The organism is Pseudomonas sp. CFSAN084952 (genome assembly GCF_009648855.1).
GTDB classification, from domain to species: Bacteria; Pseudomonadota; Gammaproteobacteria; order Pseudomonadales; family Pseudomonadaceae; genus Aquipseudomonas; species Aquipseudomonas paracarnis.
Window position 1 is genome coordinate 931,990 of record NZ_CP045767.1, and the last position, 23,246, is coordinate 955,235.

The 23,246-nt window shown below is 61.3% G+C and carries 20 protein-coding genes; 9 read left to right on the forward strand and 11 right to left on the reverse strand.

Going from position 1 to position 23,246, the window contains the following annotated elements:
* Positions 1–10: 10 nt before the first annotated feature.
* Positions 11–619, reverse strand: a complete 609-nt coding sequence (lexA, locus tag GH769_RS04340) for a transcriptional repressor LexA (protein ID WP_003172575.1) — start codon at positions 617–619, stop codon at positions 11–13.
* Positions 620–882: 263 nt separating this feature from the next.
* Between lexA and GH769_RS04350 the strand changes: the two genes are divergently transcribed.
* The gene (locus GH769_RS04350; protein WP_014717512.1) at positions 883–1,590 is read left to right on the forward strand and encodes a TetR/AcrR family transcriptional regulator; all 708 of its coding nucleotides are present in this window, start codon (positions 883–885) and stop codon (positions 1,588–1,590) included.
* A 135-nt stretch (positions 1,591–1,725) separates the two neighbouring features.
* Positions 1,726–2,736 (forward strand): beta-N-acetylhexosaminidase, encoded by a 1,011-nt coding sequence (nagZ, locus tag GH769_RS04355; protein WP_019818244.1) that lies wholly within the window; start codon positions 1,726–1,728, stop codon positions 2,734–2,736.
* A gap of 101 nt (positions 2,737–2,837) precedes the next feature.
* Here nagZ and GH769_RS04360 read toward each other — a convergent pair whose 3' ends face one another.
* The 3 genes from GH769_RS04360 to mfd are packed head-to-tail and all read right to left on the reverse strand — an operon-like array spanning position 2,838 to position 9,564.
* Complete coding sequence (locus GH769_RS04360) at positions 2,838–5,528, reverse strand: DEAD/DEAH box helicase (protein WP_032903150.1); 2,691 nt, start codon at positions 5,526–5,528, stop codon at positions 2,838–2,840.
* A 9-nt stretch (positions 5,529–5,537) separates the two neighbouring features.
* On the reverse strand, positions 5,538–6,104 hold the full coding sequence (locus GH769_RS04365) for a CsiV family protein (RefSeq protein WP_014717515.1): 567 nt from the start codon (positions 6,102–6,104) through the stop codon (positions 5,538–5,540).
* Positions 6,105–6,114: 10 nt separating this feature from the next.
* Positions 6,115–9,564 carry a transcription-repair coupling factor gene (gene mfd / locus GH769_RS04370; RefSeq protein WP_032903148.1) on the reverse strand — a complete coding sequence of 1,150 codons (3,450 nt, stop codon included), beginning with the start codon at positions 9,562–9,564 and terminating at the stop codon, positions 6,115–6,117.
* A gap of 340 nt (positions 9,565–9,904) precedes the next feature.
* Between mfd and GH769_RS04375 the strand changes: the two genes are divergently transcribed.
* Positions 9,905–11,368 (forward strand): glyceraldehyde-3-phosphate dehydrogenase, encoded by a 1,464-nt coding sequence (locus tag GH769_RS04375; protein WP_032873405.1) that lies wholly within the window; start codon positions 9,905–9,907, stop codon positions 11,366–11,368.
* 171 nt (positions 11,369–11,539) lie between these two features.
* Here GH769_RS04375 and GH769_RS04380 read toward each other — a convergent pair whose 3' ends face one another.
* Entirely contained in the window at positions 11,540–12,073 is a 534-nt protein-coding gene (locus GH769_RS04380) for a chalcone isomerase family protein (protein ID WP_032903146.1), read from the reverse strand.
* 214 nt (positions 12,074–12,287) lie between these two features.
* Here GH769_RS04380 and sthA point away from each other — a divergent pair, with 214 nt between their 5' ends.
* Positions 12,288–13,682, forward strand: a complete 1,395-nt coding sequence (sthA, locus tag GH769_RS04385; protein ID WP_003189670.1) for a Si-specific NAD(P)(+) transhydrogenase — start codon at positions 12,288–12,290, stop codon at positions 13,680–13,682.
* Between the two features lie 42 nt (positions 13,683–13,724).
* On the opposite strand, the gene GH769_RS04390 is transcribed toward sthA, so the two are convergent.
* Positions 13,725–14,447: a glycerophosphodiester phosphodiesterase family protein gene (locus GH769_RS04390; RefSeq protein ID WP_014717518.1), complete on the reverse strand. Its 723-nt coding sequence runs from the start codon at positions 14,445–14,447 to the stop codon at positions 13,725–13,727.
* Between the two features lie 44 nt (positions 14,448–14,491).
* Positions 14,492–15,070, reverse strand: coding sequence for a PilZ domain-containing protein (locus GH769_RS04395; protein WP_014717519.1), 579 nt, complete (start codon positions 15,068–15,070; stop codon positions 14,492–14,494).
* Between the two features lie 94 nt (positions 15,071–15,164).
* Here GH769_RS04395 and GH769_RS04400 point away from each other — a divergent pair, with 94 nt between their 5' ends.
* The 3 genes from GH769_RS04400 to GH769_RS04410 are packed head-to-tail and all read left to right on the forward strand — an operon-like array spanning position 15,165 to position 18,411.
* A complete protein-coding gene (locus GH769_RS04400) occupies positions 15,165–16,415 on the forward strand; it encodes a lipoprotein-releasing ABC transporter permease subunit (RefSeq protein WP_014717520.1) in 1,251 nt (416 codons plus the stop codon).
* A gap of 7 nt (positions 16,416–16,422) precedes the next feature.
* On the forward strand, positions 16,423–17,106 hold the full coding sequence (gene lolD / locus GH769_RS04405; RefSeq protein WP_019818240.1) for a lipoprotein-releasing ABC transporter ATP-binding protein LolD: 684 nt from the start codon (positions 16,423–16,425) through the stop codon (positions 17,104–17,106).
* Positions 17,107–17,166: 60 nt separating this feature from the next.
* The gene (locus GH769_RS04410; protein WP_032903144.1) at positions 17,167–18,411 is read left to right on the forward strand and encodes a lipoprotein-releasing ABC transporter permease subunit; all 1,245 of its coding nucleotides are present in this window, start codon (positions 17,167–17,169) and stop codon (positions 18,409–18,411) included.
* Between the two features lie 106 nt (positions 18,412–18,517).
* Here the strand turns inward: GH769_RS04410 and GH769_RS04415 are convergent, their stop codons facing one another.
* Both GH769_RS04415 and GH769_RS04420 read right to left on the reverse strand, forming a co-directional pair.
* The gene (locus GH769_RS04415) at positions 18,518–19,864 is read right to left on the reverse strand and encodes a heavy metal sensor histidine kinase (RefSeq protein WP_020302901.1); all 1,347 of its coding nucleotides are present in this window, start codon (positions 19,862–19,864) and stop codon (positions 18,518–18,520) included.
* Complete coding sequence (locus tag GH769_RS04420; protein ID WP_020302902.1) at positions 19,861–20,541, reverse strand: heavy metal response regulator transcription factor; 681 nt, start codon at positions 20,539–20,541, stop codon at positions 19,861–19,863. The genes GH769_RS04415 and GH769_RS04420 overlap by 4 nt, the downstream gene beginning before the upstream one ends.
* Positions 20,542–20,697: 156 nt before the next feature.
* Here GH769_RS04420 and GH769_RS04425 point away from each other — a divergent pair, with 156 nt between their 5' ends.
* On the forward strand, positions 20,698–21,219 hold the full coding sequence (locus GH769_RS04425) for a plastocyanin/azurin family copper-binding protein (RefSeq protein ID WP_003189683.1): 522 nt from the start codon (positions 20,698–20,700) through the stop codon (positions 21,217–21,219).
* A 66-nt stretch (positions 21,220–21,285) separates the two neighbouring features.
* Positions 21,286–22,116 (forward strand): NADPH-dependent 7-cyano-7-deazaguanine reductase QueF, encoded by an 831-nt coding sequence (gene queF, locus GH769_RS04430; protein WP_032903143.1) that lies wholly within the window; start codon positions 21,286–21,288, stop codon positions 22,114–22,116.
* A gap of 135 nt (positions 22,117–22,251) precedes the next feature.
* Here the strand turns inward: queF and GH769_RS04435 are convergent, their stop codons facing one another.
* Positions 22,252–22,518 (reverse strand): DUF4404 family protein, encoded by a 267-nt coding sequence (locus tag GH769_RS04435; RefSeq protein WP_014717525.1) that lies wholly within the window; start codon positions 22,516–22,518, stop codon positions 22,252–22,254.
* Between the two features lie 111 nt (positions 22,519–22,629).
* A complete protein-coding gene (locus tag GH769_RS04440) occupies positions 22,630–23,238 on the reverse strand; it encodes a hypothetical protein (protein ID WP_003189687.1) in 609 nt (202 codons plus the stop codon).
* Positions 23,239–23,246: the final 8 nt, after the last annotated feature.

The window sequence follows — 23,246 nt, forward strand, 5'->3', positions numbered from 1 at the left end:
GATGCCTCCTTTAGCGGCGAATGACGCCGACACTCAAGCCTTCGATCACCAGGTCCTGGTCTTTCAGGTTGACTTCGATCGGGGCAAACTCAGGGTTTTCGGCCAGGAGCCAGACCTTGCTGCCTTCGCGCTTGAAGCGTTTGACCGTGACCTCGTCGCCGATACGGGCCACGACGATCTGGCCATTGCGGGCTTCGCGGGTGGTATGCACGGCCAGCAGGTCGCCGTCGAAGATACCCACGTCCTTCATGCTCATGCCGTGCACACGCAACAGGTAGTCGGCGCGAGGGTGGAAGAAGGTCGGGTTGATGTTGCAGGATTCCTCGACGTGCTGCTGCGCCAGGATCGGCGCACCTGCGGCGACGCGACCGATGATCGGCAATGTCGACTCGTCGGCCTTGGCTTCGAAGCCAGGGATGCGGATACCTCGCGAAGCACCCGGGGTCATCTCGATCGCACCTTTGCGAGCGAGGGCCTTGAGGTGTTCCTCGGCGGCGTTCGGGGACTTGAACCCCAGTTCCAGGGCAATCTCCGCACGGGTAGGCGGGTAACCATTGTCATCAAGGCAGCGCTTGATAAAAGCCAGAATCTCAGCTTGGCGTGGCGTCAGTTTTAGCATGTTGATCGCTCTGTCTTTTTATACAGTGACTGGGATTATATACAGTGAACTGCGCTTGGCAATCATCCTTTTTAGTGGCCCCGCTGGACGGTCATCCGTCAACCGTCCTACAGAGCAGAAGCGGCGCAGCCTACACAGCTGCAAGGATGTGATTAAATAGCGATGAATCAGATGACTGACCAGCCGCAAAGCGGACCCGCAGGCTTGACAAGACACACTCTGAAACGTATGTTTCAAACAAGTGTTTGTCAGGCGGAGTAGCCATGGCCCAGTCGGAAACCGTTGAACGCATTCTCGATGCTGCCGAGCAATTGTTCGCGGAAAAAGGATTTGCTGAAACTTCATTGCGCCTGATCACCAGCAAGGCTGGGGTCAACCTGGCCGCTGTGAATTACCACTTCGGCTCGAAAAAGGCCCTGATCCAGGCGGTGTTCTCACGCTTTCTGGGCCCGTTCTGCACAAGCCTCGACCGTGAGCTGGAACGCCGCCAGGCCAAGGCCGATCACAAGCCGAGCCTGGAAGAGCTGCTGGAAATCCTCGTGGAGCAAGCGTTGGTCGTGCAGCCTCGCAGCGGCAACGACCTGTCGATCTTCATGCGCCTGCTGGGCCTGGCGTTCAGCCAGAGCCAGGGCCACTTGCGCCGCTACCTGGAAGACATGTACGGCAAGGTGTTCCGCCGCTATATGCTGTTGGTCAACGAAGCGGCCCCGCGTATTCCACCTATCGAGCTGTTCTGGCGTGTGCATTTCATGCTCGGTGCCGCAGCTTTCAGCATGTCGGGTATCAAGGCGCTGCGGGCAATTGCCGAGACCGATTTCGGTGTGAACACGTCCATCGAGCAAGTCATGCGCCTGATGGTGCCGTTCCTTGCCGCTGGCATGCGCGCCGAAACCGGCGTCAGCGACCCGGCCATGGCCGCCGCCCAGTTGCGCCCACGCAGCAAAACCGTACCGGTCGCCGCCAAGGTTTGATCGCTGCGGGTGGGCGCGGCCGCTTGCATCCGCTAAGCTAGCCGCCATGCCGATTTCAGCTATTTATTCGCAACCCGTCGTCCTTGCCGTGCCTTGCAAGGACGACGGGTTGTGTGCGTTATTTAAGGAAGGTTTATGACTGCTGCCCTGCAAGGTTCTTTGATGGTCGACGTCGCCGGTACCTGGCTCACGGCCGAGGATCGTCATCTGTTGCGCCAACCGGAAGTGGGCGGCCTGATTATTTTTGCGCGCAATATCGAGCACCCGCGCCAGGTTCGCGAGTTGAGCGCCGCGATTCGTGCAGTGCGCCCGGACTTGCTGTTGGCCGTGGACCAGGAGGGCGGTCGCGTGCAGCGTCTGCGCCAAGGCTTCGTGCGCCTGCCGGCCATGCGTGCGCTGGCGGATAACCCCAACGCTGAATACCTGGCCGAACAGTGCGGCTGGATCATGGCCACCGAGGTGCTGGCGGTGGGCCTGGACCTGAGTTTTGCCCCCGTGCTGGACCTCGACTACCAACGCAGCGCCGTGGTCGGCACCCGTGCTTTCGAAGGCGACCCAGAGCGCGCTGCCGTGCTCGCGGGTGCCTTTATCCGTGGCATGAACAGCGCCGGCATGGCCGCCACCGGCAAGCACTTCCCTGGCCATGGTTGGGCCGAGGCCGATTCCCACGTCGCCATTCCCAATGATGAACGCAGCCTGGAGCAGATTCGCGCCAATGACCTGGTGCCTTTCGCACGCCTGAGCAAGCAATTGGCCGCCGTGATGCCGGCGCACGTCATCTACCCGCAGGTCGATGCCCAGCCTGCAGGTTTTTCGCGTCGCTGGTTGCAGGATATCCTGCGCGGTGAGTTGCAGTTTGACGGGGTAATCTTCAGCGATGATTTGTCCATGGCCGGCGCCCATGTGGTCGGCGATGCGGCCAGCCGTATCGAAGCGGCGCTGACCGCCGGTTGTGACATGGGCTTGGTGTGCAATGACCGTGCGGCGGCCGAGCTGGCGCTGAGTGCAGCACAGCGGATGAAGGTCACGCCATCGGCGCGGATTGCGCGTATGCGTGGGCAGGCGGTTGCCTCGACGGACTATAAGCAGGACCCGCGTTGGCTGACAGCGCTTACTGCGTTGCGCGATGCCCAGTTGATCGACTGAAAACCGAAGCGCGGCCATCACAGGCAAGCCAGCTCCTACATTTTGATTTGTGAATACAGTCAGGTGTGGGAGCGGGCTTGCTCGCGAAGGCGGCCGAACAGTCAGCGCTTTTCTTGCTTATTGGGCAACGGCGCAAACAACGCTTCAATCTCCTCATTGCCCAACTGCCAATCCCCCGTGGTTCGCCCATCCAGCACGCCCGCAGCCAGATCGGACTTCTCCTTCTGCAAGTGCTGGATTTTCTCCTCTACCGTGCCCCGGGCAATCATCTTGTACACGAACACCGGCTTTTCCTGGCCGATGCGGTATGCACGGTCGGTGGCCTGGTTTTCCGTGGCTGGGTTCCACCAGGGGTCGTAGTGGATAACCGTGTCGGCTTCGGTCAGGTTCAAGCCCACGCCGCCAGCCTTCAGACTGATTAAAAAGATCTGCAACTTACCGCTCTGGAAATCCTTCACCGGTGTACGTCGATCCCGGGTCTGGCCGGTCAGCAGGGCGTAGGCAATGCCGCGCTTTTTCAGTTCGGCCTCGATCAGGCTCAGCATCGAGGTGAACTGTGAGAACAGCAGGATCCGGCGGCCTTCAGCAAACAGCTCGTCGAGCATGTCCATCAGGCTGTCGAGCTTGCCCGAGCTGCTGCCACGGGCGGGCAGGGTGGCGTCGTTGACAAGGCGCAAGTCGCAGCACACCTGGCGCAGTTTGAGCAGGGCTTCGAGGATGATGATCTGGCTGCGAGCCACGCCCTTGCGGGTGATCTCGTCGCGGACCTTTTTATCCATGGCCAGGCGCATGGTTTCGTACACGTCGCGCTGGGCCTCGTTGAGGTCGACCCAGTGGATGATTTCGGTTTTGGGTGGCAGTTCGGTTGCCACTTGTTCCTTGGTGCGGCGGAGCAGGAAGGGTTTGATCCGACCGTTGAGGTGCTGCAATCGCACATCGCTGGCACGCTTTTCAATCGGCACGCGGTAATCACGGTTGAAGCTCTTCACGTCGCCCAGCCAACCCGGCAACAGGAAGTGGAACAGCGACCACAGCTCGCCCAAGTGGTTTTCCAAAGGCGTGCCGCTCAGGCACAGGCGCTGGCGTGCATTCAGCTCGCGTGCGGCCTGGGCCGCCTTGCTGGACGGGTTCTTGATGTACTGCGCTTCATCCAGGATCAAGACGTGCAAGGGCAGGGCGGCGAGCTGTTCAATGTCCTTGGGCAGCAGGGCGTAGGTGGTCAGCAGCAGGTCGTAGTCATTCAGGTTGGCGAAATGTTTCTTACGCCCCGCGCCATAAAGTGCCTGCACTCTCAACTGCGGGGTGAAGTGCGCGGCTTCATCGAGCCAGTTCGGGATCAGGCTGGTAGGCATCACGACCATGCACGGCCGATCAAGGCGCCCTGCGTTTTTTTCGGTGAGGATGTGCGCCAGGGTCTGCAAGGTTTTGCCCAGGCCCATGTCATCCGCAAGTATCCCACCCACCTCCAGTTGGCGCAGCGACTGCATCCAGCTCAGACCTTCCAGCTGGTAGGGGCGTAATGTCGCATTCAGGCCTTCGGGCGCCACGCAGGTGAAATCCTTGATATCGCGCAGGCGCTGGGCGAAGTTGCGGATCTTCTCGCCGCCTTCCCATTGCAGTGGCAGGTCTTCCAGCGGGTTGAGGCGTATGGCGTCGGCCTTGGCCAGGCGCAGCGCGGTGGTGCCGGCTTCCTGCAGGTAAAACTCGCCGAGGGTCGCCAGCACCGGCTTCAAGCGGCCGTAGGGCAGCGCCACTTGCAGCGGGCCGTGGCCGTTGGGCAGGCCGGGGATGTTCACCAGGATCAGCTCTTCATCGCGGCGCCGCGCCAGTTTCTCCGGGTTGAGGATCTCGGTGTGGGAGCGCATCAGGTTCAGCAGGATCGGCAGCAGGCTCAAACGTTCGCCGTTGACGATGATGCCCAGCTCCAGGTCGAACCAATCGCGTTCCGGCCCTTCATCGACCGTGGCATACCAGTCATCGACGGGGCTGAGATCAAAGCCGAAGTCTTCATCGATCTGCAGCTCCCAGCCCTCGGCACGCAAAGTGGGCGACACATTGAGGGTGAAGTTCAGCCAGGCACTGTCATTGACCATTTCGAAGAGCTCGCCGGCGCTTTCCGGCAGGGCCTTGCTCTGGCGCGTGGCGATCTTGAAGCCAAGCAGGCGCAGGTGTTCGCGATAGGCCTGTTCTTGCTCGGGATGGCGCTTGATCCGCAGGCTCTGCGTCTCTTGGCGCACAATGATGTCAGCATTTTTTTGCCCGCTGACATAGTTGCCCAGGTAGTTGAACGACAACGCCGCACGGTGCTGGATATAGCGCTGCATCTTGCCGTTGCGCGGTTCGAACGCGCTGAACTCCACGCTGGCCAGCCACAGGCGTGGCACCGGTTGCACGTCGTCCATCACCACTTGCGGCAGGACCACGCGGTTTTCGAGCACCGCCTGGAGCTTCTCCAGCAGCTGCGCATCCTGAGCCGCTGCCGGGTAGGCCAGGGTTTCCTGGACCTTGAGCAGCACCGCCGCGATGTGTTTGCAGTTGGTGTGCACCGGGCACGTGCAGCGGCTGTCCACCAAGATCAGCAGGCCCTTGGCCGATTCGCGCAGTGAGATGGTCTGGCGGTAAACATTACCGCCCGAGCCTTCGCAACTGGCGGTGATGGTGCTGTCGCCGCACTCGACGATGCGCACGCGGTTCTCCAGGGCGTAGCGTCGCCCGCGCTCGAGGCTTTGCTCTTTGAAGCGATTGGCCCACGAAGGGGCCAGGGGTTTGGTCAACGACGACGTCAGGGGCATGGCGCGCAATCAGTCCTGAAGGTCGGGCGGTGGCGCGCTGGGTGGCTTGGCGGTCAGCGAGGTGATCTTGATCAGCAGCGCCAGGTGGCCGCCGTCCAGGTAGTTGAGCTGGTTGTTCTTGGTGCGCACGTCTTTCTGGCTCAAGTGTTCGCTGGCGATCACGCTGCCGTTGCCGTCGAACTGGTTGATCCAGAAATCCGCGTCGATATCGGTAAAGCGCCCCAGTTGCAGGCTCAACACCCCTTCGATAGGGAACTGACCGAATTGCTCCTGGCCGTCGGTGATCGCCACCTTCACCGCTTGCTCGCCCAGGTTCTGCTCCCAGGCCTTGTGGGCGAGCACCGTGTAGTTGGCGTCGGCGCGCAGCTTGTCGACGATATTGCCCAGGCGCGGCGGGCTCATCCGCTCACCCAGGCGCGGCGCGCCCGCATCCCAGTTTTCCGGGGCGGCGCGGCTGTTGATCACTGGTTCTGCATTCTGGCGCACCAGGATCATTTCCACCTGATACAGGCTGTCGGCAAAGGCCGAAGGTGCGAGTACCACCAACAACAGGCTCAAAATGCGGAACACGCGCATGGGGGCGTCCTTAAACGGATTTCGGAATGAGGCGTTCAAACAGCGCCTCCAAAGTGTTGAAGCGTTCTTCGGCGCGTTCCATCGGCACCATGAACTTGAACAGCGTAGCCCCTTCGAACTTGTAGCGGTTGGGCTGGCCCTGGATCAGCTTGATCAGCACCAACGGGTCAACCGGCGTCTGCGCTTCGAATTCGATACGCCCGCCTTGCGGCCCGGCGTCGACTTTCTTGATGCCCAACTGCTCGGCCTGCAACTTGAGCAGGGTCAGGCGCACCAGGTTCTTGGTCGGTTCAGGCAGCAGGCCGAAACGGTCGATCATCTCTACCTGCAAGTCCTTGAGGCCTTCTTCGTCGGCCGCCGAGGCAATGCGCTTGTACAGGATCAACCGTGCATGCACATCCGGCAGGTAGTCTTCGGGAATCAACGCCGGCAAGCGCAGGTTGATCTCCGGGCCGCCGCCCAAGGGTTGGTCGAGGTTCGGTTGTTCGCCTTTGCGGATGGCTTTTACCGCGCGTTCGAGCATCTCCATATACAGCGTGAAACCCACCGCCTGGATCTGCCCGCTCTGGCCGTCGCCGAGCAATTCACCGGCACCCCGGATTTCCAGGTCATTGGTGGCCAATACAAAGCCGGCCCCGAGGTCTTGGGTATTGGCGATCGCTTCCAGGCGTTTTTCCGCATCGGAAGTGATCTGCTGGCGCGGCGGTGTGAGCAGGTAGGCATAGGCCTGGTGGTGACTGCGCCCGACGCGACCGCGCAATTGGTGCAGCTGCGCCAGGCCGAACTTGTCGGCACGCTCGATGATGATGGTGTTGGCGCTCGGCACGTCGATGCCGGTCTCGATGATGGTCGAGGCGATCAGCACGTTGAAGCGCTTGTGGTAGAAGTCGCTCATCACCTGTTCGAGTTCGCGCTCGCGCATCTGCCCGTGGCCGATGGCGATACGGGCCTCAGGTACCAGTTCGGCGAGGTCGGCGGCGCATTTCTCGATGGTCTTTACGTCGTTGTGCAGGTAATACACCTGGCCGCCGCGCAGCAGTTCGCGCAGCAGGGCTTCCTTGACCGTGCTCTTGTTCTGCTCCATCACAAAGGTGCGCACCGACAAACGACGCGCCGGTGGCGTGGCGATGATCGACAGGTCGCGCATGCCCGACACCGCCATGTTCAGCGTGCGCGGAATTGGCGTGGCGGTGAGGGTGAGGATGTCGACTTCACTGCGCAGGGCCTTGAGCTGTTCTTTCTGGCGCACGCCAAAGCGGTGTTCTTCGTCGATGATCACCAGGCCCAGGTTCTTGATCTTCACATCGTCCGACAGCAGCTTGTGAGTACCGATGACGATGTCGATCTTGCCCTCGGCCAGGTCGGCAACGGCGGCGTTCACTTCCTTGGCGGACTTGAAGCGGCTCATCACCTCCACGGTCACGGGCCAGTCGGCAAAGCGGTCGCGGAAACTGTTGTAGTGCTGCTGGGCGAGCAGGGTGGTCGGCACCAGGATCGCCACCTGGCGACCGCCGTGTACCGCAATAAAGGCTGCACGCATGGCCACTTCGGTCTTGCCGAAGCCCACGTCGCCGCACACCAGGCGGTCCATCGGCTTGGGCGCGAGCATGTCGGCGCGCACCGCTTCGATGGTGGTTTGCTGGTCCGGGGTTTCTTCGAACGCGAAGCCAGCGCTGAAGGTGGCGTAATCGGCTTTGGGGTCAGCGAAGGCATAACCTTCGCGGGCAGCACGGCGGGCATAGATGTCGAGCAGTTCGGCGGCCACGTCGCGCACCTGTTCGGCGGCCTTGCGCTTGGCTTTCTGCCAGGTCTCGGAGCCCAATCGATGCAACGGCGCCAAGGCGTCGTCGCTGCCGGTGTAGCGGGCGATCAGGTGCAGGTTGGCCACCGGCACGTAGAGCTTGGCGCCCTCGGCGTATTCCAGGGTGAGGAATTCGGCGGCCTGGTTGTCGATCTCCAGGGTCTGCAGGCCCAGGTAGCGGCCCACGCCATGGTCGATATGCACCACCGGCGCGCCTTCGCGCAGCTCGGTGAGGTTCTTGATCACCGCGTCGTTGTTGGCATCGGCGCGTTTTTCCCGGCGACGGCGTTGCATCACGCGCTGGCCGAACAGCGGGCTTTCGGCGATCAAGGCCAGCGCCGGGTCATCCAACCGCAGCCCTTCGTCCAGCGGCGCGATGGTGATCGCCAGGCGCTCTTTGCTGGCGACAAAGTCAGGCCAGCTGTCGACGGTTTTCGGCCGCAACTTCAGGCGTTCCAACAGCTCTAGCAGCACTTCGCGACGCCCGGCGGATTCGGCGGTAAACAGCACGCGGCCCGGGAAGTCGCCGAGGAAGTTCGACAGCGCCTCCAGCGGTTGCGTGGCTTTGGCCTGGATCGCCAAATCGGGCAACGCGCTCGCCGGGAAACGCTCCCGGCCACTGCCGGCGTCCACGTCCTGCTGGCTGGCTATTACACGCGGCCAGTTTTTCAGGCGCGCGAAGCAGTCTTCAACTGGCAGGAACAGTTCAGCGGGCGGCAATAAAGGCCGGGATGGATCGACGCGACGTTCTTCGTAGCGGTTGCGCACATCGTTCCAGAAGTTTTCCGCCGCCTGTTCGATACCCGGCAGCGAGAACACCTGGGTGTCCTGGGGCAGGTAGTCGAAGAGGGTAGAGGTCTCGTCGAAGAACAACGGCAGGTAGTACTCGATACCGGCAGGTGTAATCCCGCTGCTCAAGTCCTGGAAGATCGGGCAGCGACGGAAATCCACATCGAAGCGCTCACGAAAGCGCGCCTTGAAGCGTGTTACCGCGTCTTTTTGCAGCGGAAACTCCCGCGCCGGCAGCAGCTTGATCGAGTCGACCTTGTCGATAGAACGCTGGTTCTCCGGGTCGAAGGTGCGCAGCGTCTCGATTTCGTCATCGAACAGGTCGATGCGGTACGGCAACTTGCTGCCCATCGGGAACAGGTCGATCAAGGCGCCGCGCACCGCAAACTCACCGTGCTCGTACACCGTGTCGACGCAGCGGTAGCCGCTGGCTTCCAGGCGCGTGCGCATCTGCTCGACGTCGAGCTTCTGGCCCACGTCCAGCACCAGGCTGCTGCCGAGCAGGAACTTGGTCGGCGCCAGGCGGTGCAGGGCGGTGGTGATCGGCACCACCAGCACGCCGTGGGCCAGTTCCGGCAAGCGGTACAGGCTGGCGATGCGCTGGGAGATGATGTCCTGGTGCGGCGAGAACAGGTCGTAGGGCAGGGTTTCCCAGTCGGGAAAATGCAGCACCGGCAAATCCGGGGCGAAGAAGCTCAGCTCCTGCTCCAACCGTTCGGCACTTTGGCTGTCGGCGGTGAGCAGCAGGGTAAAGCGCTTGGCTGCGCTGGCAGCCTCGGCAATGGCCAGGCTCAGGGCGGCACCGGGCAGGTTGCCCCAGTGCTGTTTACCTGCCGCGGCAGGGAGTAGCGGTAGACGCAGAACGGGCACGGAAGGTTGAGCTCCAAGCGTTGCGACAAAGTCGGTAATTGTAACGGCCCCAGGTGCCGCCTGTCAGTTGCTGACTGTGCCTATTACGGTTTGTAGGAAATGTAGTGGCTAAGACAAACAATGGCGGGTTTTGACTCAATATGTAGTGCCAAAATGCGCGAATGTTTAGGAGGGTTACGGACAAGTCGGCCTGGTCGCCAAACTAGTGGCCTTCTGGAACCCGCGTGTTTCCTGGGCTGTAGCGCGGTGGTATTTTTTTGCAAGGGCTTTTTGTTGCCCTTCGCGCATTGCTCAACGCTCAGTCGGGCGACATAATGTAGCCCCTTTTTTCTGCCCCTACATGTGGAAGGTTCCCGTGACTCAGAAGCCCGACCAGTGTCTTGGTGAATGGATCGACCGTGAAGCACTCGCTGAAGCGATGATTCCGCTTATCGGTCAGCTGTACCGCAATAACAATGTGGTGAGCTCGATCTATGGCCGCAGCCTGATCAACCAGTCTGTCATCGCGATTCTCAAAGCTCACCGCTTTGCGCGCCATCGCTCCGCCGACGACAGCGAACTCTCCGTCCACGAAACATTCCCGCTGCTCAAAGCCATGAGCGAGCTCAAGCTCGGCGCGGCTTCGGTAGACCTGGGCAAGTTGGCCTACAAATTCCGCAAAGAAGGCGCTGGCCGCACCGCCGAGCAGTTCGTGCGTGAAGAAATGGCCGATGTGGTTGGCCAGCAAAACGCTGCCGCCCGTAAAGGCACCGACGTGGTGCTGTACGGCTTTGGCCGTATCGGCCGCCTGCTGGCGCGCATCCTGATCGAGAAAACCGGTGGCGGCGACGGCCTGCGCCTGCGTGCCATCGTGGTGCGCAAAGGCGCCGAGAACGACCTGACCAAGCGCGCCAGCCTGCTGCGTCGCGACTCGGTACACGGCTCGTTCAACGGCACCATCACCATTGACGAAGAAAACAACACCATCACCGCCAACGGTAACCTGATCCAGGTGATCTACGCGAAGAACCCGACCGAGGTGGATTACACCCAGTACGGCATCCAGAACGCCCTGCTGGTGGACAACACCGGCGTATGGCGTGATGCCGAGGGCCTGGGCCAGCACCTGGCTTGCCCGGGTGTTGACCGCGTTGTGCTGACCGCGCCTGGCAAAGGCAAGCTCAAGAACATCGTGCACGGCATCAACCACGCTGAAATCACCGCTGACGACAAGATCGTGTCCGCCGCGTCCTGCACCACCAACGCCATCGTGCCGGTGCTCAAGGCGGTGAATGACAAGTTCGGCATCGTTAACGGCCACGTTGAAACCGTTCACTCGTACACCAACGACCAGAACCTGATCGACAACTTCCACAAGGGCGATCGCCGTGGCCGTAGCGCCGCGTTGAACATGGTGATCACCGAGACCGGTGCTGCCACCGCTGCTGCCAAGGCCCTGCCTGAATTGGCCGGCAAGCTGACCGGTAACGCGATCCGCGTACCGACGCCGAACGTGTCGATGGCCATTCTCAACCTCAACCTTGAGAAAGCCGCCACCCGTGAAGAGATGAACGAGTACCTGCGCTACATGGCGCTGCACTCCGACCTGCATAAGCAGATCGACTTCGTCAATTCTCAGGAAGTGGTCTCCACCGACTTCGTTGGCTCGCGCCACGCCGGTGTGGTGGACGCCGAAGCGACCATCACCCAGGACAACCGTGTTGTGCTGTACGTGTGGTACGACAACGAGTTCGGCTACAGCTGCCAGGTGGTTCGCGTGATGGAAGACATGGCTGGGGTCAACCCGCCTGCGTTTCCGCGCTAAGCCTTTGCGCTGAATGAAAAAGCCCCGACTGGTTCGGGGCTTTTTTATGCCTGTGGGTTTTGTGGTGTCTGGGAGGGCCTTATCGCAGGCAAGCCAGTTCCCACAGTTGAACTGCATTTACCTGTGGGAGCTGGCTTGCCTGCGATGACGATGGAACCGTCAACGCCGCCATCACTTGAGTAGCGTGTTGCGCAAACTGCCCGACAGCCCTTTGGGCCCGAGCCAGATACCCAGGTAGGCCTTCGCTAATTCAGCGTCCGGGCTGTTGAACACCACCTGGCCATTAATCTCCAGATTCAACCCGCGCCCCGGACGAAAATCCAGGGCATAGCGATCACCGCTGCGAATATCCCGAAAGCGCGCGTGCAGCCTGGCTATCTCTGGGTTCAACCCGGCATTGGCTTGCTGGCGCTCCAAGGTGACGGTGGCCGCCTTGATCACATCATTGCGATCAATGTCGCGAAAGTAATACAGCGCCAGGCGCACAGCCTTCTGCTGGTCCCAAGCCTGCTTTGCCGGCAGGTCAGCGGGTGCATACAGCGCCGCGGCATACACATCCGCCCAGAGATAGTTGAACACCGCCTGGTTTTTCAGGGCCAGCCCCGCAACCTTTGCGGGGAAGCTTGCCTGCTTGAGCCGCTGTGCATCGTTGGCGTGCGCCATGAGCGACACCATCAGCATCAAACAGAAAAATAGTTGTCGCATAATGGCTCATCCTGAATTCGGCGCTGGTTTGCGTCCTGTAGTATGGCAACACTGGCCTACGACGCGACCAAGGGTTAATGTTCGCGGCGCTCGGCCTTCTATAGACTGTGCCCCGGTTCACACACTTGAGCCAAATTGTCCTTCATGCACGCTGGCCGCGGCATGATTTAGCCCGGCGTCCAACCGTACGCCTGGCCTGTTCTGAGGAGTACGCATGGCTGTCTACAACTACGACGTGGTGGTACTGGGTTCCGGCCCAGCTGGAGAAGGTGCGGCGATGAACGCTGCCAAAGCAGGGCGCAAGGTGGCGATGGTCGATAGCCGTCGCCAGGTCGGCGGTAACTGCACCCACCTGGGTACCATCCCGTCCAAGGCATTGCGTCACTCGGTACGGCAGATCATGCAGTTCAATACCAATCCGATGTTTCGGGCCATTGGTGAGCCGCGCTGGTTCTCCTTCCCGGACGTACTGAAAAGCGCTGAAAAAGTCATCTCCAAGCAAGTCGCCTCGCGTACCGGCTACTACGCCCGTAACCGCGTCGACCTGTTCTTCGGCACCGGCAGTTTTGCCGATGAGCAAACCGTCGAAGTGGTCTGCGCCAATGGCGTGGTCGAGAAGCTGGTGGCCAAGCACATCATCATCGCCACCGGTTCGCGCCCGTATCGCCCGGCGGACATCGATTTCCACCACCCGCGTATCTACGATAGTGACACCATCCTGAGCCTGGGTCATACCCCGCGCAAACTGATCATCTACGGCGCCGGCGTGATCGGCTGTGAATACGCCTCGATCTTCAGTGGCCTGGGTGTACTGGTCGAGCTGGTGGACAACCGCGACCAGTTGCTCAGCTTCCTCGACTCGGAAATCTCCCAGGCGTTGAGCTACCACTTCAGCAACAACAACATCACCGTGCGCCATAACGAAGAGTACGAGCGGGTCGAAGGCCTGGACAACGGGGTGATCCTGCACCTCAAGTCCGGCAAGAAGATCAAGGCCGACGCCTTGCTGTGGTGCAACGGCCGTACCGGCAACACCGACAAGCTGGGCATGGAAAACATCGGGGTCAAGGTCAACAGCCGTGGCCAGATCGAAGTGGATGAGAACTACCGCACCTGCGTGCCGAACATCTACGGCGCCGGTGACGTGATCGGCTGGCCAAGCCTGGCCAGTGCCGCCCATGACCAGGGCCGCTCGGCCGCTGGCAGCATTGTCGACAACGGCAGCTGGCGCTACGTGAACGACGTGCCGACCGGGATCTACACGATTCCCGAGATCAGCTCGATCGGCAAGAATGAGCACGAACTGACCAAGGCCAAGGTGCCTTACGAAGTGGGCAAGGCGTTCTTCAAGAGCATGGCGCGTGCGCAGATTGCCGGTGAGCCGCAAGGCATGCTGAAAATCCTGTTCCACCGCGAAACCCTGGAAGTACTCGGCGTGCATTGCTTCGGCTACCAGGCCTCGGAGATCGTGCACATCGGCCAGGCGATCATGAACCAGCCAGGTGAGCAAAATACCCTCAAGTATTTCGTCAACACCACCTTCAACTACCCGACCATGGCCGAAGCCTATCGGGTAGCGGCCTACGACGGCCTCAACCGGCTTTTTTGAGCGGCTCCGGCCGGTGGCCTGAGCCGGCCGGGGAGACCGATTTCAGTAATTCTCGAGGGTGGCAGTGGCCAAACCGGGAAAGTCTGTAATCAGGCTATCTACGCCGAAGTCGGCGAGCCTGCGCATCAGCGCAGGTTCGTTGACTGTCCACACGGACACATGCAAGCCCTGGCGCTGGGCTTTTTCCAGCCGCTCGGGGGTGCACAGCGTCCAGTTCAATGCCAAATACTCACAGCCGTAGTTCTGCGCGACCTTCAGCGGGTCGAGCCAGGCGTATTCAGCGACCAGGCCGCGTGACAGGTCCGGGGTGAGTTCCACGGCGGCCTTGAGCACTTCCCGCGAGCTTGACGTCACCGTGACCTTGTCCATCAAGCCAAAGCGCACAGCCATTTCGCGAATCGCCAGCACAGTGGTGGCGGCACGGGTACGCGAGGCGCTTTTGACTTCCAGTTGCCAGTGATCGAAGTCGCACTGTTCGAACAGCTCCTCCAGACGTGGAATCGGGCAGGGGCTTACCCAGCCTGGGCCGCCTTTGCGTGCGTCCATCTTCACCAGGTCAGCCGCCGAGTACTCGACGACCTTGCCGCGTCGGTCGGTGGTGCGCTTGAGGGTCGGGTCGTGGATGACCATCAACTCGCCGTCCATGGACAGGTGCAAGTCCAGCTCGCAGCGGCGTACGCCGTGCTTGAGGCATTCCTGAAAGCTGGTCAGGGTGTTTTCCGGTGCTTCGCCTTTGGCACCGCGGTGGCCGTAAATCAGGGTCACAGTTGCTCCTTTGCGCCAGGATGGCTGGCGTCGTGAATACGCATTCAGAGGTCTTCGCTTTGTTCTCGCGCCAGGCGGCGTTCCTGGGCCTGTTTCTGCAGGATATAGCGCGCCAGCAATTGGCGTTGGGCATCGGTCATGGACTCGAACTCCGTGCCCACATCAAAGCCGTCGCCCTTGGGGTCGCAATGGGTCACCCGCGCGCGCAGCAACAGGCCGAGCGCCTGGGGCATCAGCACCAGCTTGACCGCCAGGTGAGTGTCGGCGGGCAGCGGTGTCGGGTGCTGGAAGTCGATGCCGCCTTCGGAGAGGATCACCGGTTGCGGCGCGCCCACCTCCTTCAGCAAACCGCGAGCCATGACCTGGCTGAGCAGATCCAGGCGTTTGTTCTGCACTTTGAGGAAGGCCGCCAGGCTGCGGTCTTTCTCGCTGATCTGGCGCAGCAGGTGCTGGGCTTCGAATTCGCTCAGATGCAGTTCGCTGAGCAGATTGAACAGCGGCGAATCATCCAGCAACACTTCCTTGCTCGCCGCGTCGGGGCCAGACAGGGGTTTGATTTGAAGTGCGATCATGTCATCGATACGGTAGTATTCGCGGCGCTCTTCTTCATCTAATGTCGACATGGCGAACCCCAGGTAACGGTAATGGTCTGAGTGTAAAGCTGCTGACCAGACCCCGCCACCGGGACGTCTTCTTTTCCTCCGAACAAGCCCCGACATGTTCAGACCTCTCTTCGTATTTATCGGCACGCGTTATACCCGTGCAAAGCGTCGCAATCATTTTGTGTCGTTCATTTCCTTGACCTCGATGATCGGTCTCGCCCTGGGCGTGGTCGTGATGATCGTGGTGCTGTCGGTGATGAACGGCTTCGATCATGAGATGCGCACCCGCGTGCTGGGCATGGTGCCCCACGCGACCATCGAGGGCGATGCGCCCATCAACGACTGGCAAAGCCTGGCCGCCAAGGTCCAGCAGAACCCCAAGGTGGTGGCGGTCGCGCCGTTTACCCAGATGCAGGGGTTGCTGACCAACGACGGCAAAGTGCAGAAGATCCTGCTCAACGGCATCGACCCGGCCCAGGAGCGCAACGTCTCGATCATCGACAAGTTCATGCTGCAAGGTAAGCTCGACGCGCTGGCGCCGGGCAGCTTTGGCATCGTCATCGGTGACAAGGCCGCGGCCAAGCTGGGCGTGGGGGTTGGCGACAAGCTGACCTTCGTCGCCCCGGAAGTCACCGTGACCCCGGCCGGCATGTTCCCGCGCATGAAGCGCTTTACCGTGGTGGGCACCTTCCACGTCGGTGCTGGCGAGATCGACGGTTACATCGGCCTGACCAACCTCACCGACCTGGCCCGCCTGCATCGCTGGCAGCCTGACCAGGTGCAGGGCCTGCGCCTGAAATTCAACGACCTGTTCGATGCGCCGCGCGGTGCCTGGGAAATTGCCCAGCACCTGGGGGAGACCGAGTACTACGCCCGCGACTGGACCCGCACCCACGGCAACCTGTACCAGGCCATCCGCATGGAAAAAGCCATGATCGGCCTGTTGTTGTTGCTGATCGTCGCCGTGGCGGCTTTCAACATTATCTCCACGCTGGTGATGGTGGTGAACGACAAGAAGGGCGACATCGCCATTCTGCGTACGTTGGGCGCCACGCCGGGGCAGATCATGGCGATCTTCATGGTGCAGGGCACCGTGATCGGCGTGGTTGGCACCTTGATCGGCACGGCGGTGGGCATTCTGGCCGCGCTGAACGTCAGCGCCGCCATCGCCCTGCTTGAAAAGGTGATCGGCCACAAGTTTCTCAACGCCGACGTCTACTTCATCGATTACTTGCCGTCCCAGGTGCAAACCCAGGACGTGCTGATGGTGGGCGGCGCTGCGTTGGTCCTGAGCTTCCTTGCCACCCTGTATCCAGCCTGGCGCGCGGCACGTACCCAGCCAGCACAGGCATTACGTTATGAGTGAATCGGGCATGAGTGAAAAAGCAATCCTGAGCTGCCGCAACCTGGGCAAATCCTACGAGGAAGGCCCGGAGTCGGTGGTGGTGCTGTCCAACCTGCAGCTTGAACTGCACCCTGGCGAGCGTGTGGCGATCGTCGGCAGTTCCGGTTCCGGCAAGAGTACCTTGCTCAACCTGCTGGGCGGCCTCGATACGCCGTCCCAGGGCAGCGTATGGCTGGCCGGTGAAGAACTGTCGGCGTTGAATGAAAAGGCCCGCGGCCAACTGCGCAATCGCTCGTTGGGCTTTGTGTACCAGTTCCACCACTTGCTGCCGGAATTCACCGCCCTGGAAAACGTGTGCATGCCGCTGTTGATCGGCAAGACCGCGATTCCTGAAGCGCGTCAGCGTGCCACGGCCTTGCTCGAACGCGTCGGCCTGGGCCACCGCCTGGAGCACAAGCCAGCGGAGTTGTCCGGTGGTGAGCGCCAGCGCGTGGCGATTGCCCGTGCCCTGGTGAACAACCCGGGCCTGGTGATGCTCGACGAGCCGACCGGCAACCTCGACTCCCACACCGCCCAGGGCATCAAGGACTTGATGCTGGAACTGAGCACCCAGATGCGCACCGCGTTCCTGGTGGTGACCCATGACATGAGCATGGCCCGGCAGATGGACCGCGTACTGCATTTGCAGGAAGGTCATCTGGTCGCTATCTGACCTGTTGCAAGCCCGGTTTTTTGAGGTCGGGCTTTTTCATTTTTCCAACGGTGCCCGCGAATGTTCAGACCGTTATCGATTTTTATCGGCACGCGCTATACCCGCGCCAAGCGCCGCAACCGTTTTGTCTCGTTTATCTCGATGACCTCGATGATCGGCCTCGCCCTGGGCGTATTGGCGATGATCGTGGTGCTTTCGGTGATGAACGGCTTTCAGCGTGAAATGAGCTCGCGCATCCTCGGCATGGTGCCCCACGCCACCATCGTCGGCGTAAAGCCGATTGATGATTGGCAGCCGGTGGCCGCGGCCGCGATGAAGAATCCGCAAGTCACCGCCGCTGTGCCCTTCACCCAGATGGATGGCATGTTTTCCTATAAGGGCGCGATGCAGCCCATCGAGATCAGCGGCGTCGACCCGGCTCAGGAAGGCAAGGTGTCGATCGTGGCCCAGCACATCGTGCGCGGCAAACTCGACGACCTCAAACCTGGCGAGTTCGGTGTGGTGGTCGGTGATATCACTGCGCGGCGTTTTCGCCTGAACGTGGGCGACAAGCTGACCCTGATCGTGCCGGAGCTCAGCAGCGCCCCGGGCGGTATCACCCCGCGCATGCAGCGCCTGAATGTGGTGGGCATCTTCAAGGTCGGCGCCGAACTGGATGGCTCCATGGCCCTGATCCACATGGCCGATGCCGCTGAAATCCAGCATTGGCAGCCCAACCAGGTGCAAAGCGTGCGCCTGGCGGTAAAGGACTTGTACGCAGCGCCCAAAGTCTCGGCAGATATCGCCGCCAGCCTGGGCGCGGCTTACACGCCGGATGACTGGACCCACACCCAGGGCAGCCTGTTCAGCGCGATGAAAATGGAAAAGACCATGATCGGCCTGCTGCTGCTGATGATCGTCGCCGTGGCCGCGTTCAACATCATCGCCACCTTGATCATGGTGGTGAACGACAAGGGCGCGGATATCGCGATCCTGCGTACCATCGGCGCCACACCTCGGCAGATCATGGCGATCTTCATGGTGCAGGGCACCGTGATTGGCGTGGTCGGCACCTTGATCGGCGGCGTGCTGGGGGTGATTGCGGCGCTGAACGTGAGTGAGCTGGTGGGCTGGCTGGAGCGGGTGAGCGGGCAGCATATCTTCAGCTCGGATGTGTACTTTGTCAGTAACCTGCCTTCGGAGCTGCAAGGTGGGGATGTGTTGCTGATCTGCTCGGCGGGGTTTGTGTTGAGCTTCTTGGCGACGATTTACCCGGCGTATCGGGCGGCGAAGATTGAGCCGGCGCACGCCCTCAGGTATTCGTAACCTTTAGGACCGCTATCGCAGGCAAGCCAGCTCCCACATTGTGACTGTATTCACAGCTCAAATTGTGGGAGCTGGCTTGCCTGCGATAGGGCCCGCCCAGCTTGCATCAATTCCCCTTGGGCAACTCAATCACAAACCTTGTCCAGCCCGCCTGCGACTCACAATAAATCCTCCCGCCATGCGCCCGCACAATCGACTGGGTAATCGCCAGCCCCAGGCCCGCATGTTCACTGCTACCTGCACGCCTCGACGGATCGGCTCGGTAGAACCGGTCAAACAGCCGCGGCAATAACGGCGCAGGAATACCTTCCCCGCTGTTCTCAACCGTCAGTGTCACGCCACTCTCGATCCGCACCCGCACTTCACCGCCCGGTGGGGTAAACCGCAGCGCGTTATCCAGCAGATTCGACAAGGCCCGGCGCAACATACCGCGATCGCCCATCGTCTGGGCGGTGCCTTCGCGCACCAGCGTCACCTGTGCGTCCTCCGCCAGCAGGGTAAAGAACTCCAACAGTGCGTCGACCTCATCGCCCAAATCCAGAGCTTCTCGGCTGGGCATCAGCAAGCCGTGGTCAGCTTTGGCCAGGTACAGCATGTCGTTGACCAGTTGCGCCATCCATTGCAGCTCTTCCAGATTGCTGTGCAGCGCCTCGCGGTAATCCTCCAGCGGGCGCGGTTGGGTGAGGATGACTTGGGTCTGGGTCAGCAGGTTGGACAGCGGTGTGCGCAGTTCGTGGGCGATATCTGCGCTGAAGGCAGACAGGCGCTGGAACGCGTCATCCAGGCGCGCCAGCATGGCGTTGACGGCTTGGGCCAGCTCCGCGAGCTCCACCGGCATTTGTTCTTGGGGTAAGCGTTGCGTGAGGGAGTGGGCGGAGACACTGGCGGCCACTTCGCCCATGCGCCGCAGCGGTCGCAAGCCACTGCGCGCAGCCCAGGCGCCGAGCAGGGCAGTGGCCAGGGCCGAGAGGCCGACGGTCAGCCAGATCAAGCGTTGCATGCGTTGCAGAAAGTGCTGGTGGTGGGTGATGTCGAGGATCAGGGTCAGTTGTGGCGAATCCAGTTGGCTGGGCGTCAAGGGCGCGATGAATACGCGGTAGTCGGTGCCTGCGTATTGCAGGCTGTGCAGGCCGGGTGCTTGGGGCAAGGGAAGGTGTGGCGCGCCGTCCAGCCAACGTTGCCCAGCTCCGGTGATGCGCAAGGCGAGGTCGGGCTGGTGATCGAGTTCGGCGCGCAGTTGAGGGGTTCGCCGGGCGAGGTCTTCCGGTGAGGCGACACCCTGCAAGGTGCTGCGCAGGGCCACCAGTTTGCTTTCGAGCTGTTGCTGGTCCAGCTCCATGAAGTGCGCCTCGCTGGCCCGGTTGAACAACACCCCGGCGATCAACGAGACCACCGCCGTGCAGGCGGCAAACAGCAGCGCCAGGCGGCTGGTCAGGGACAGGCGCTTGATCACGTGAACCGTTCCTCCAGCACGTAACCCATGCCGCGCACGGTGTGGATCAGCTTATTGGGGAAATTGTCATCGACTTTCAGGCGCAGGCGGCGAATGGCAACTTCGATGATGTTGGTGTCGCTGTCGAAATTCATGTCCCACACCTGGGAGGCGATCAGCGTCTTGGGCAGCACTTCGCCCTGGCGGCGTAGCAGCAGCTCCAGCAAGGCGAACTCCTTGGCGGTGAGGTCGATGCGCTGGCCGCTGCGCTCGACACGGCGGCGGATCAAGTCCAGGCTCAGGTCGGCCAGTTGCAGCGTGGTCTCCTGCGGCGTGCTGCTGCCACGGCGCAATAAGGTGCGCACCCGCGCCAGCAGTTCGGAAAACGCGAAGGGTTTGACCAGGTAATCGTCGGCGCCCAGCTCCAGGCCATGTACGCGGTCTTCCACCGCATCGCGAGCGGTGAGGAACAGCACCGGGATGTCCAGGCCGGCACTGCGCACCGCCTGCAGGATTTGCCAGCCATCGCGGCCGGGCAGCATCACATCGAGGATCAACAAGTCATAGTCGCCCGTTAGCGCCAAGTGCTGGCCACTGGTGCCGTCGGCCACCAGTTCGGTGGTAAAGCCCGCTTCGGCCAGGCCCTGACGCAGGTAATGACCGGTTTTGGGTTGGTCTTCGACGATCAGCAGTTTCATGTAGGGCTCTTGGTCAAGGTGGACGCCGGCCTTTATACCCTGGGCTCCGGGGTATGGGCGCAAGCTGACAAAGTTGTAATCTAGCAGTCAGCTGGCTGGCAGCGAGGCCATCTTAAAGTGTTGCCCAAGCTGGATACCTATTTTGGAGAGTGAAAGATGGCGTTGCGTACACCCCAGTTATTGGCGGGCTGCCTGTTGGCGTTGAGTTTCAATGCACTGGCGGATGCGACTCACACCTACGCGTTCGGCCAGCCGGCCCCGGCGGATAAAGCCACGCGCACCGTTGAAGTCACGCTGCGGGACATTGCCTTTGAGCCCAAGTCCCTGGACGTCAAGGCCGGTGAAACCGTGCGCTTCGTGCTGGTCAACAAAGGCCAGTTGCTGCATGAGTTCAACCTGGGAGACGCGGCCATGCATGCCGCCCACCAGAAAGAGATGTTGCAGATGCAAGCCAGTGGCATGCTCACCGCCACCGGCATGGGCAAGATGGATCACAGCGCCATGGGCCACGGCGACATGGGCGGCATGAAGCACGACGATCCCAACAGTGTGTTGGTGGAGCCGGGCAAGACGGCCGAACTGACCTGGACGTTCAAGCAGGCCACAGGCCTTGAGTTCGCCTGCAACCTGCCTGGGCATTACCAGGCGGGCATGGTCGGCAAACTGACCGTTGAGTGAGGCGTTTGTTAAGGGCGGGAGCAAAGGCTGGTAGACTGGCGCGGTTTATTTAGCCAGGTTTCCGCCATGCATCCCGCAGCCGAACATTCGCCGCTGGGCAAGTCCAGTGAATACATCAGCACTTACACGCCTTCGTTGTTGTTCCCGATTCCACGCGCCGCCAAGTGGGCCGAGCTGGGCCTGAGCGCCGAGACCCTGCCGTACAAGGGCGTGGATTTCTGGAACTGCTTCGAGCTGTCCTGGCTGTTGCCCTCGGGCAAGCCAGTGGTAGCCATCGGTGAATTCAGCATTCCGGCCGACTCGCCAAACATCATCGAGTCCAAGTCGTTCAAGCTGTACCTCAACTCGCTGAACCAGACCGCGTTTGCCGATACGTCCAGCCTTGAAGCCACCCTGCGCACCGACCTCAGCGCTGCGGCCGGCAAGCCCGTGAACGTGCGTATTCGCAGCCTGGCCGACATCGAGGCAGAAGGCGTGATGGCGTTGCCCGGCGTGTGCATTGACGGCCTGGATATCAACGTCAGCAGCTACGAACACCCACGCCCTGAACTGCTGCGTTGCGATGATTCGCGCGTGGTGGAGGAGAGCGTGCACAGCCACCTGCTCAAATCCAACTGCCCGGTGACCAGCCAGCCTGACTGGGGCAGTGTGGTGGTGGAATACCGTGGTGCGGCGCTGAATCACGCCAGCCTGCTGGAATATATCGTCAGCTTTCGCCAGCACTCGGACTTTCATGAGCAGTGTGTGGAGCGGATCTTCCTGGACTTGCAGCGCTTGCTCAAGCCGGAGAAGTTGACCGTGTATGCACGCTATGTGCGTCGGGGTGGGTTGGATATCAACCCGTATCGCAGCACTGAGAACACCCAGTTCCTGAACGTGCGCCTGGCGCGTCAGTAAGCCTTCATACAAAAAACTGTGGGAGCTGGCTTGCCTGCGATTGCGATCTTTCAGTCATTCATCAAGTGACTGATACACCGCTATCGCAGGCAAGCCAGCTCCCACATTTGGTTTTGTGTTTGGCTTGGGCTCGGGTTAGATGCCGATATTGCCAAGGGTCAGCACGATATTGCGCAACGTCCCGGCAATGCCTGGATGGTCCAGTTCAAAACCTTCCACTGCCCGGTTCACATCGTCAGCGATGCTGGGCGTCTGGGTGGCCGGTTCCATTTCCAACTGGACTTCGAATTTGGCGATCAACTCTTCCAATGCTTGACGTTTCTCGGCGGGCAACTCGGGATGATTCTCCAGTTGCTCACGCACAATATCGGCCTGCTGTTGTAACTTCTCGCGATCAGGCATGACGTTCTTTCCTTTTATCGATAGGCACTGGCATAGACCGCGGCACGCCGTGAAAGGTCTACGGGCTGACCTGTAGATTAATCCACTGCGGCCAACTGTGCATGATCTCGATCAGGGCTTCTCGCCCTTGAGCTGGCGCAGGCGGATGTCGGCCAGGCAGGTGCCGAGTTCGCCGAGGTGGTCGATCACCGAATGCACACCCAGGCCATAGAGCGCCACCGTGGCCTTGCCGCGCTTGTGTTCGCGTTGCTGCTCGGTCAGCGCCTGCCATTGCTGGGGCGACAGGCCGCAGAGCGAACCGCAGGAGGCCAGGCCGATGGTCCACAAACCGGCGTTCAGGCCCGATTGCAGCAGGCGCGGCTCGCCGCTGACCAGTACGCAGCCTTCCAGGCGTTCGATGTTCAACTCCATCAGGGCTTGCCAGCAAGCGTGGGGCGCGGGCCAGCGAATGGAGGAGGGCGAGGCCGCCTTGAGCCAGCCAGGCAGGCCGGCGCAGAGTGGCGTGGTCACGGCGGGAGGCAGTTCGTCCAGCCAGGCGCAGGGCACGCCTTGTTCTTTGAGACTGCGCAGGATTTTCAACGCGCCTGGCGTGGCCTCGGCGTCGGCGCAAGGTGAGTCGGTGCGCGCCAGGGAACCAAAATCCACCAGGCAGCCACTCAGGCCAAATAACACGGCGGTCAATGAGGGGGCGGCGGCGACGGCAATCTCGGCGTGTGGCATCTGAACGT

Excerpts from the sequence above, each read along its gene's own strand:
- lexA (WP_003172575.1), bottom strand. The coding sequence starts at position 619 with ATGCTAAAACTGACGCCACGCCAAGCTGAGATTCTGGCTTTTATCAAG.
- GH769_RS04350 (WP_014717512.1), top strand. The coding sequence starts at position 883 with ATGGCCCAGTCGGAAACCGTTGAACGCATTCTCGATGCTGCCGAGCAA.
- nagZ (WP_019818244.1), top strand. The coding sequence starts at position 1,726 with ATGACTGCTGCCCTGCAAGGTTCTTTGATGGTCGACGTCGCCGGTACC.
- GH769_RS04360 (WP_032903150.1), bottom strand. The coding sequence starts at position 5,528 with ATGCCCCTGACGTCGTCGTTGACCAAACCCCTGGCCCCTTCGTGGGCC.
- GH769_RS04365 (WP_014717515.1), bottom strand. The coding sequence starts at position 6,104 with ATGCGCGTGTTCCGCATTTTGAGCCTGTTGTTGGTGGTACTCGCACCT.
- GH769_RS04375 (WP_032873405.1), top strand. The coding sequence starts at position 9,905 with ATGTGGAAGGTTCCCGTGACTCAGAAGCCCGACCAGTGTCTTGGTGAA.
- GH769_RS04380 (WP_032903146.1), bottom strand. The coding sequence starts at position 12,073 with ATGCGACAACTATTTTTCTGTTTGATGCTGATGGTGTCGCTCATGGCG.
- sthA (WP_003189670.1), top strand. The coding sequence starts at position 12,288 with ATGGCTGTCTACAACTACGACGTGGTGGTACTGGGTTCCGGCCCAGCT.
- GH769_RS04395 (WP_014717519.1), bottom strand. The coding sequence starts at position 15,070 with ATGTCGACATTAGATGAAGAAGAGCGCCGCGAATACTACCGTATCGAT.
- GH769_RS04400 (WP_014717520.1), top strand. The coding sequence starts at position 15,165 with ATGTTCAGACCTCTCTTCGTATTTATCGGCACGCGTTATACCCGTGCA.
- lolD (WP_019818240.1), top strand. The coding sequence starts at position 16,423 with ATGAGTGAAAAAGCAATCCTGAGCTGCCGCAACCTGGGCAAATCCTAC.
- GH769_RS04410 (WP_032903144.1), top strand. The coding sequence starts at position 17,167 with ATGTTCAGACCGTTATCGATTTTTATCGGCACGCGCTATACCCGCGCC.
- GH769_RS04420 (WP_020302902.1), bottom strand. The coding sequence starts at position 20,541 with ATGAAACTGCTGATCGTCGAAGACCAACCCAAAACCGGTCATTACCTG.
- GH769_RS04425 (WP_003189683.1), top strand. The coding sequence starts at position 20,698 with ATGGCGTTGCGTACACCCCAGTTATTGGCGGGCTGCCTGTTGGCGTTG.
- queF (WP_032903143.1), top strand. The coding sequence starts at position 21,286 with ATGCATCCCGCAGCCGAACATTCGCCGCTGGGCAAGTCCAGTGAATAC.
- GH769_RS04435 (WP_014717525.1), bottom strand. The coding sequence starts at position 22,518 with ATGCCTGATCGCGAGAAGTTACAACAGCAGGCCGATATTGTGCGTGAG.
- GH769_RS04440 (WP_003189687.1), bottom strand. The coding sequence starts at position 23,238 with ATGCCACACGCCGAGATTGCCGTCGCCGCCGCCCCCTCATTGACCGCC.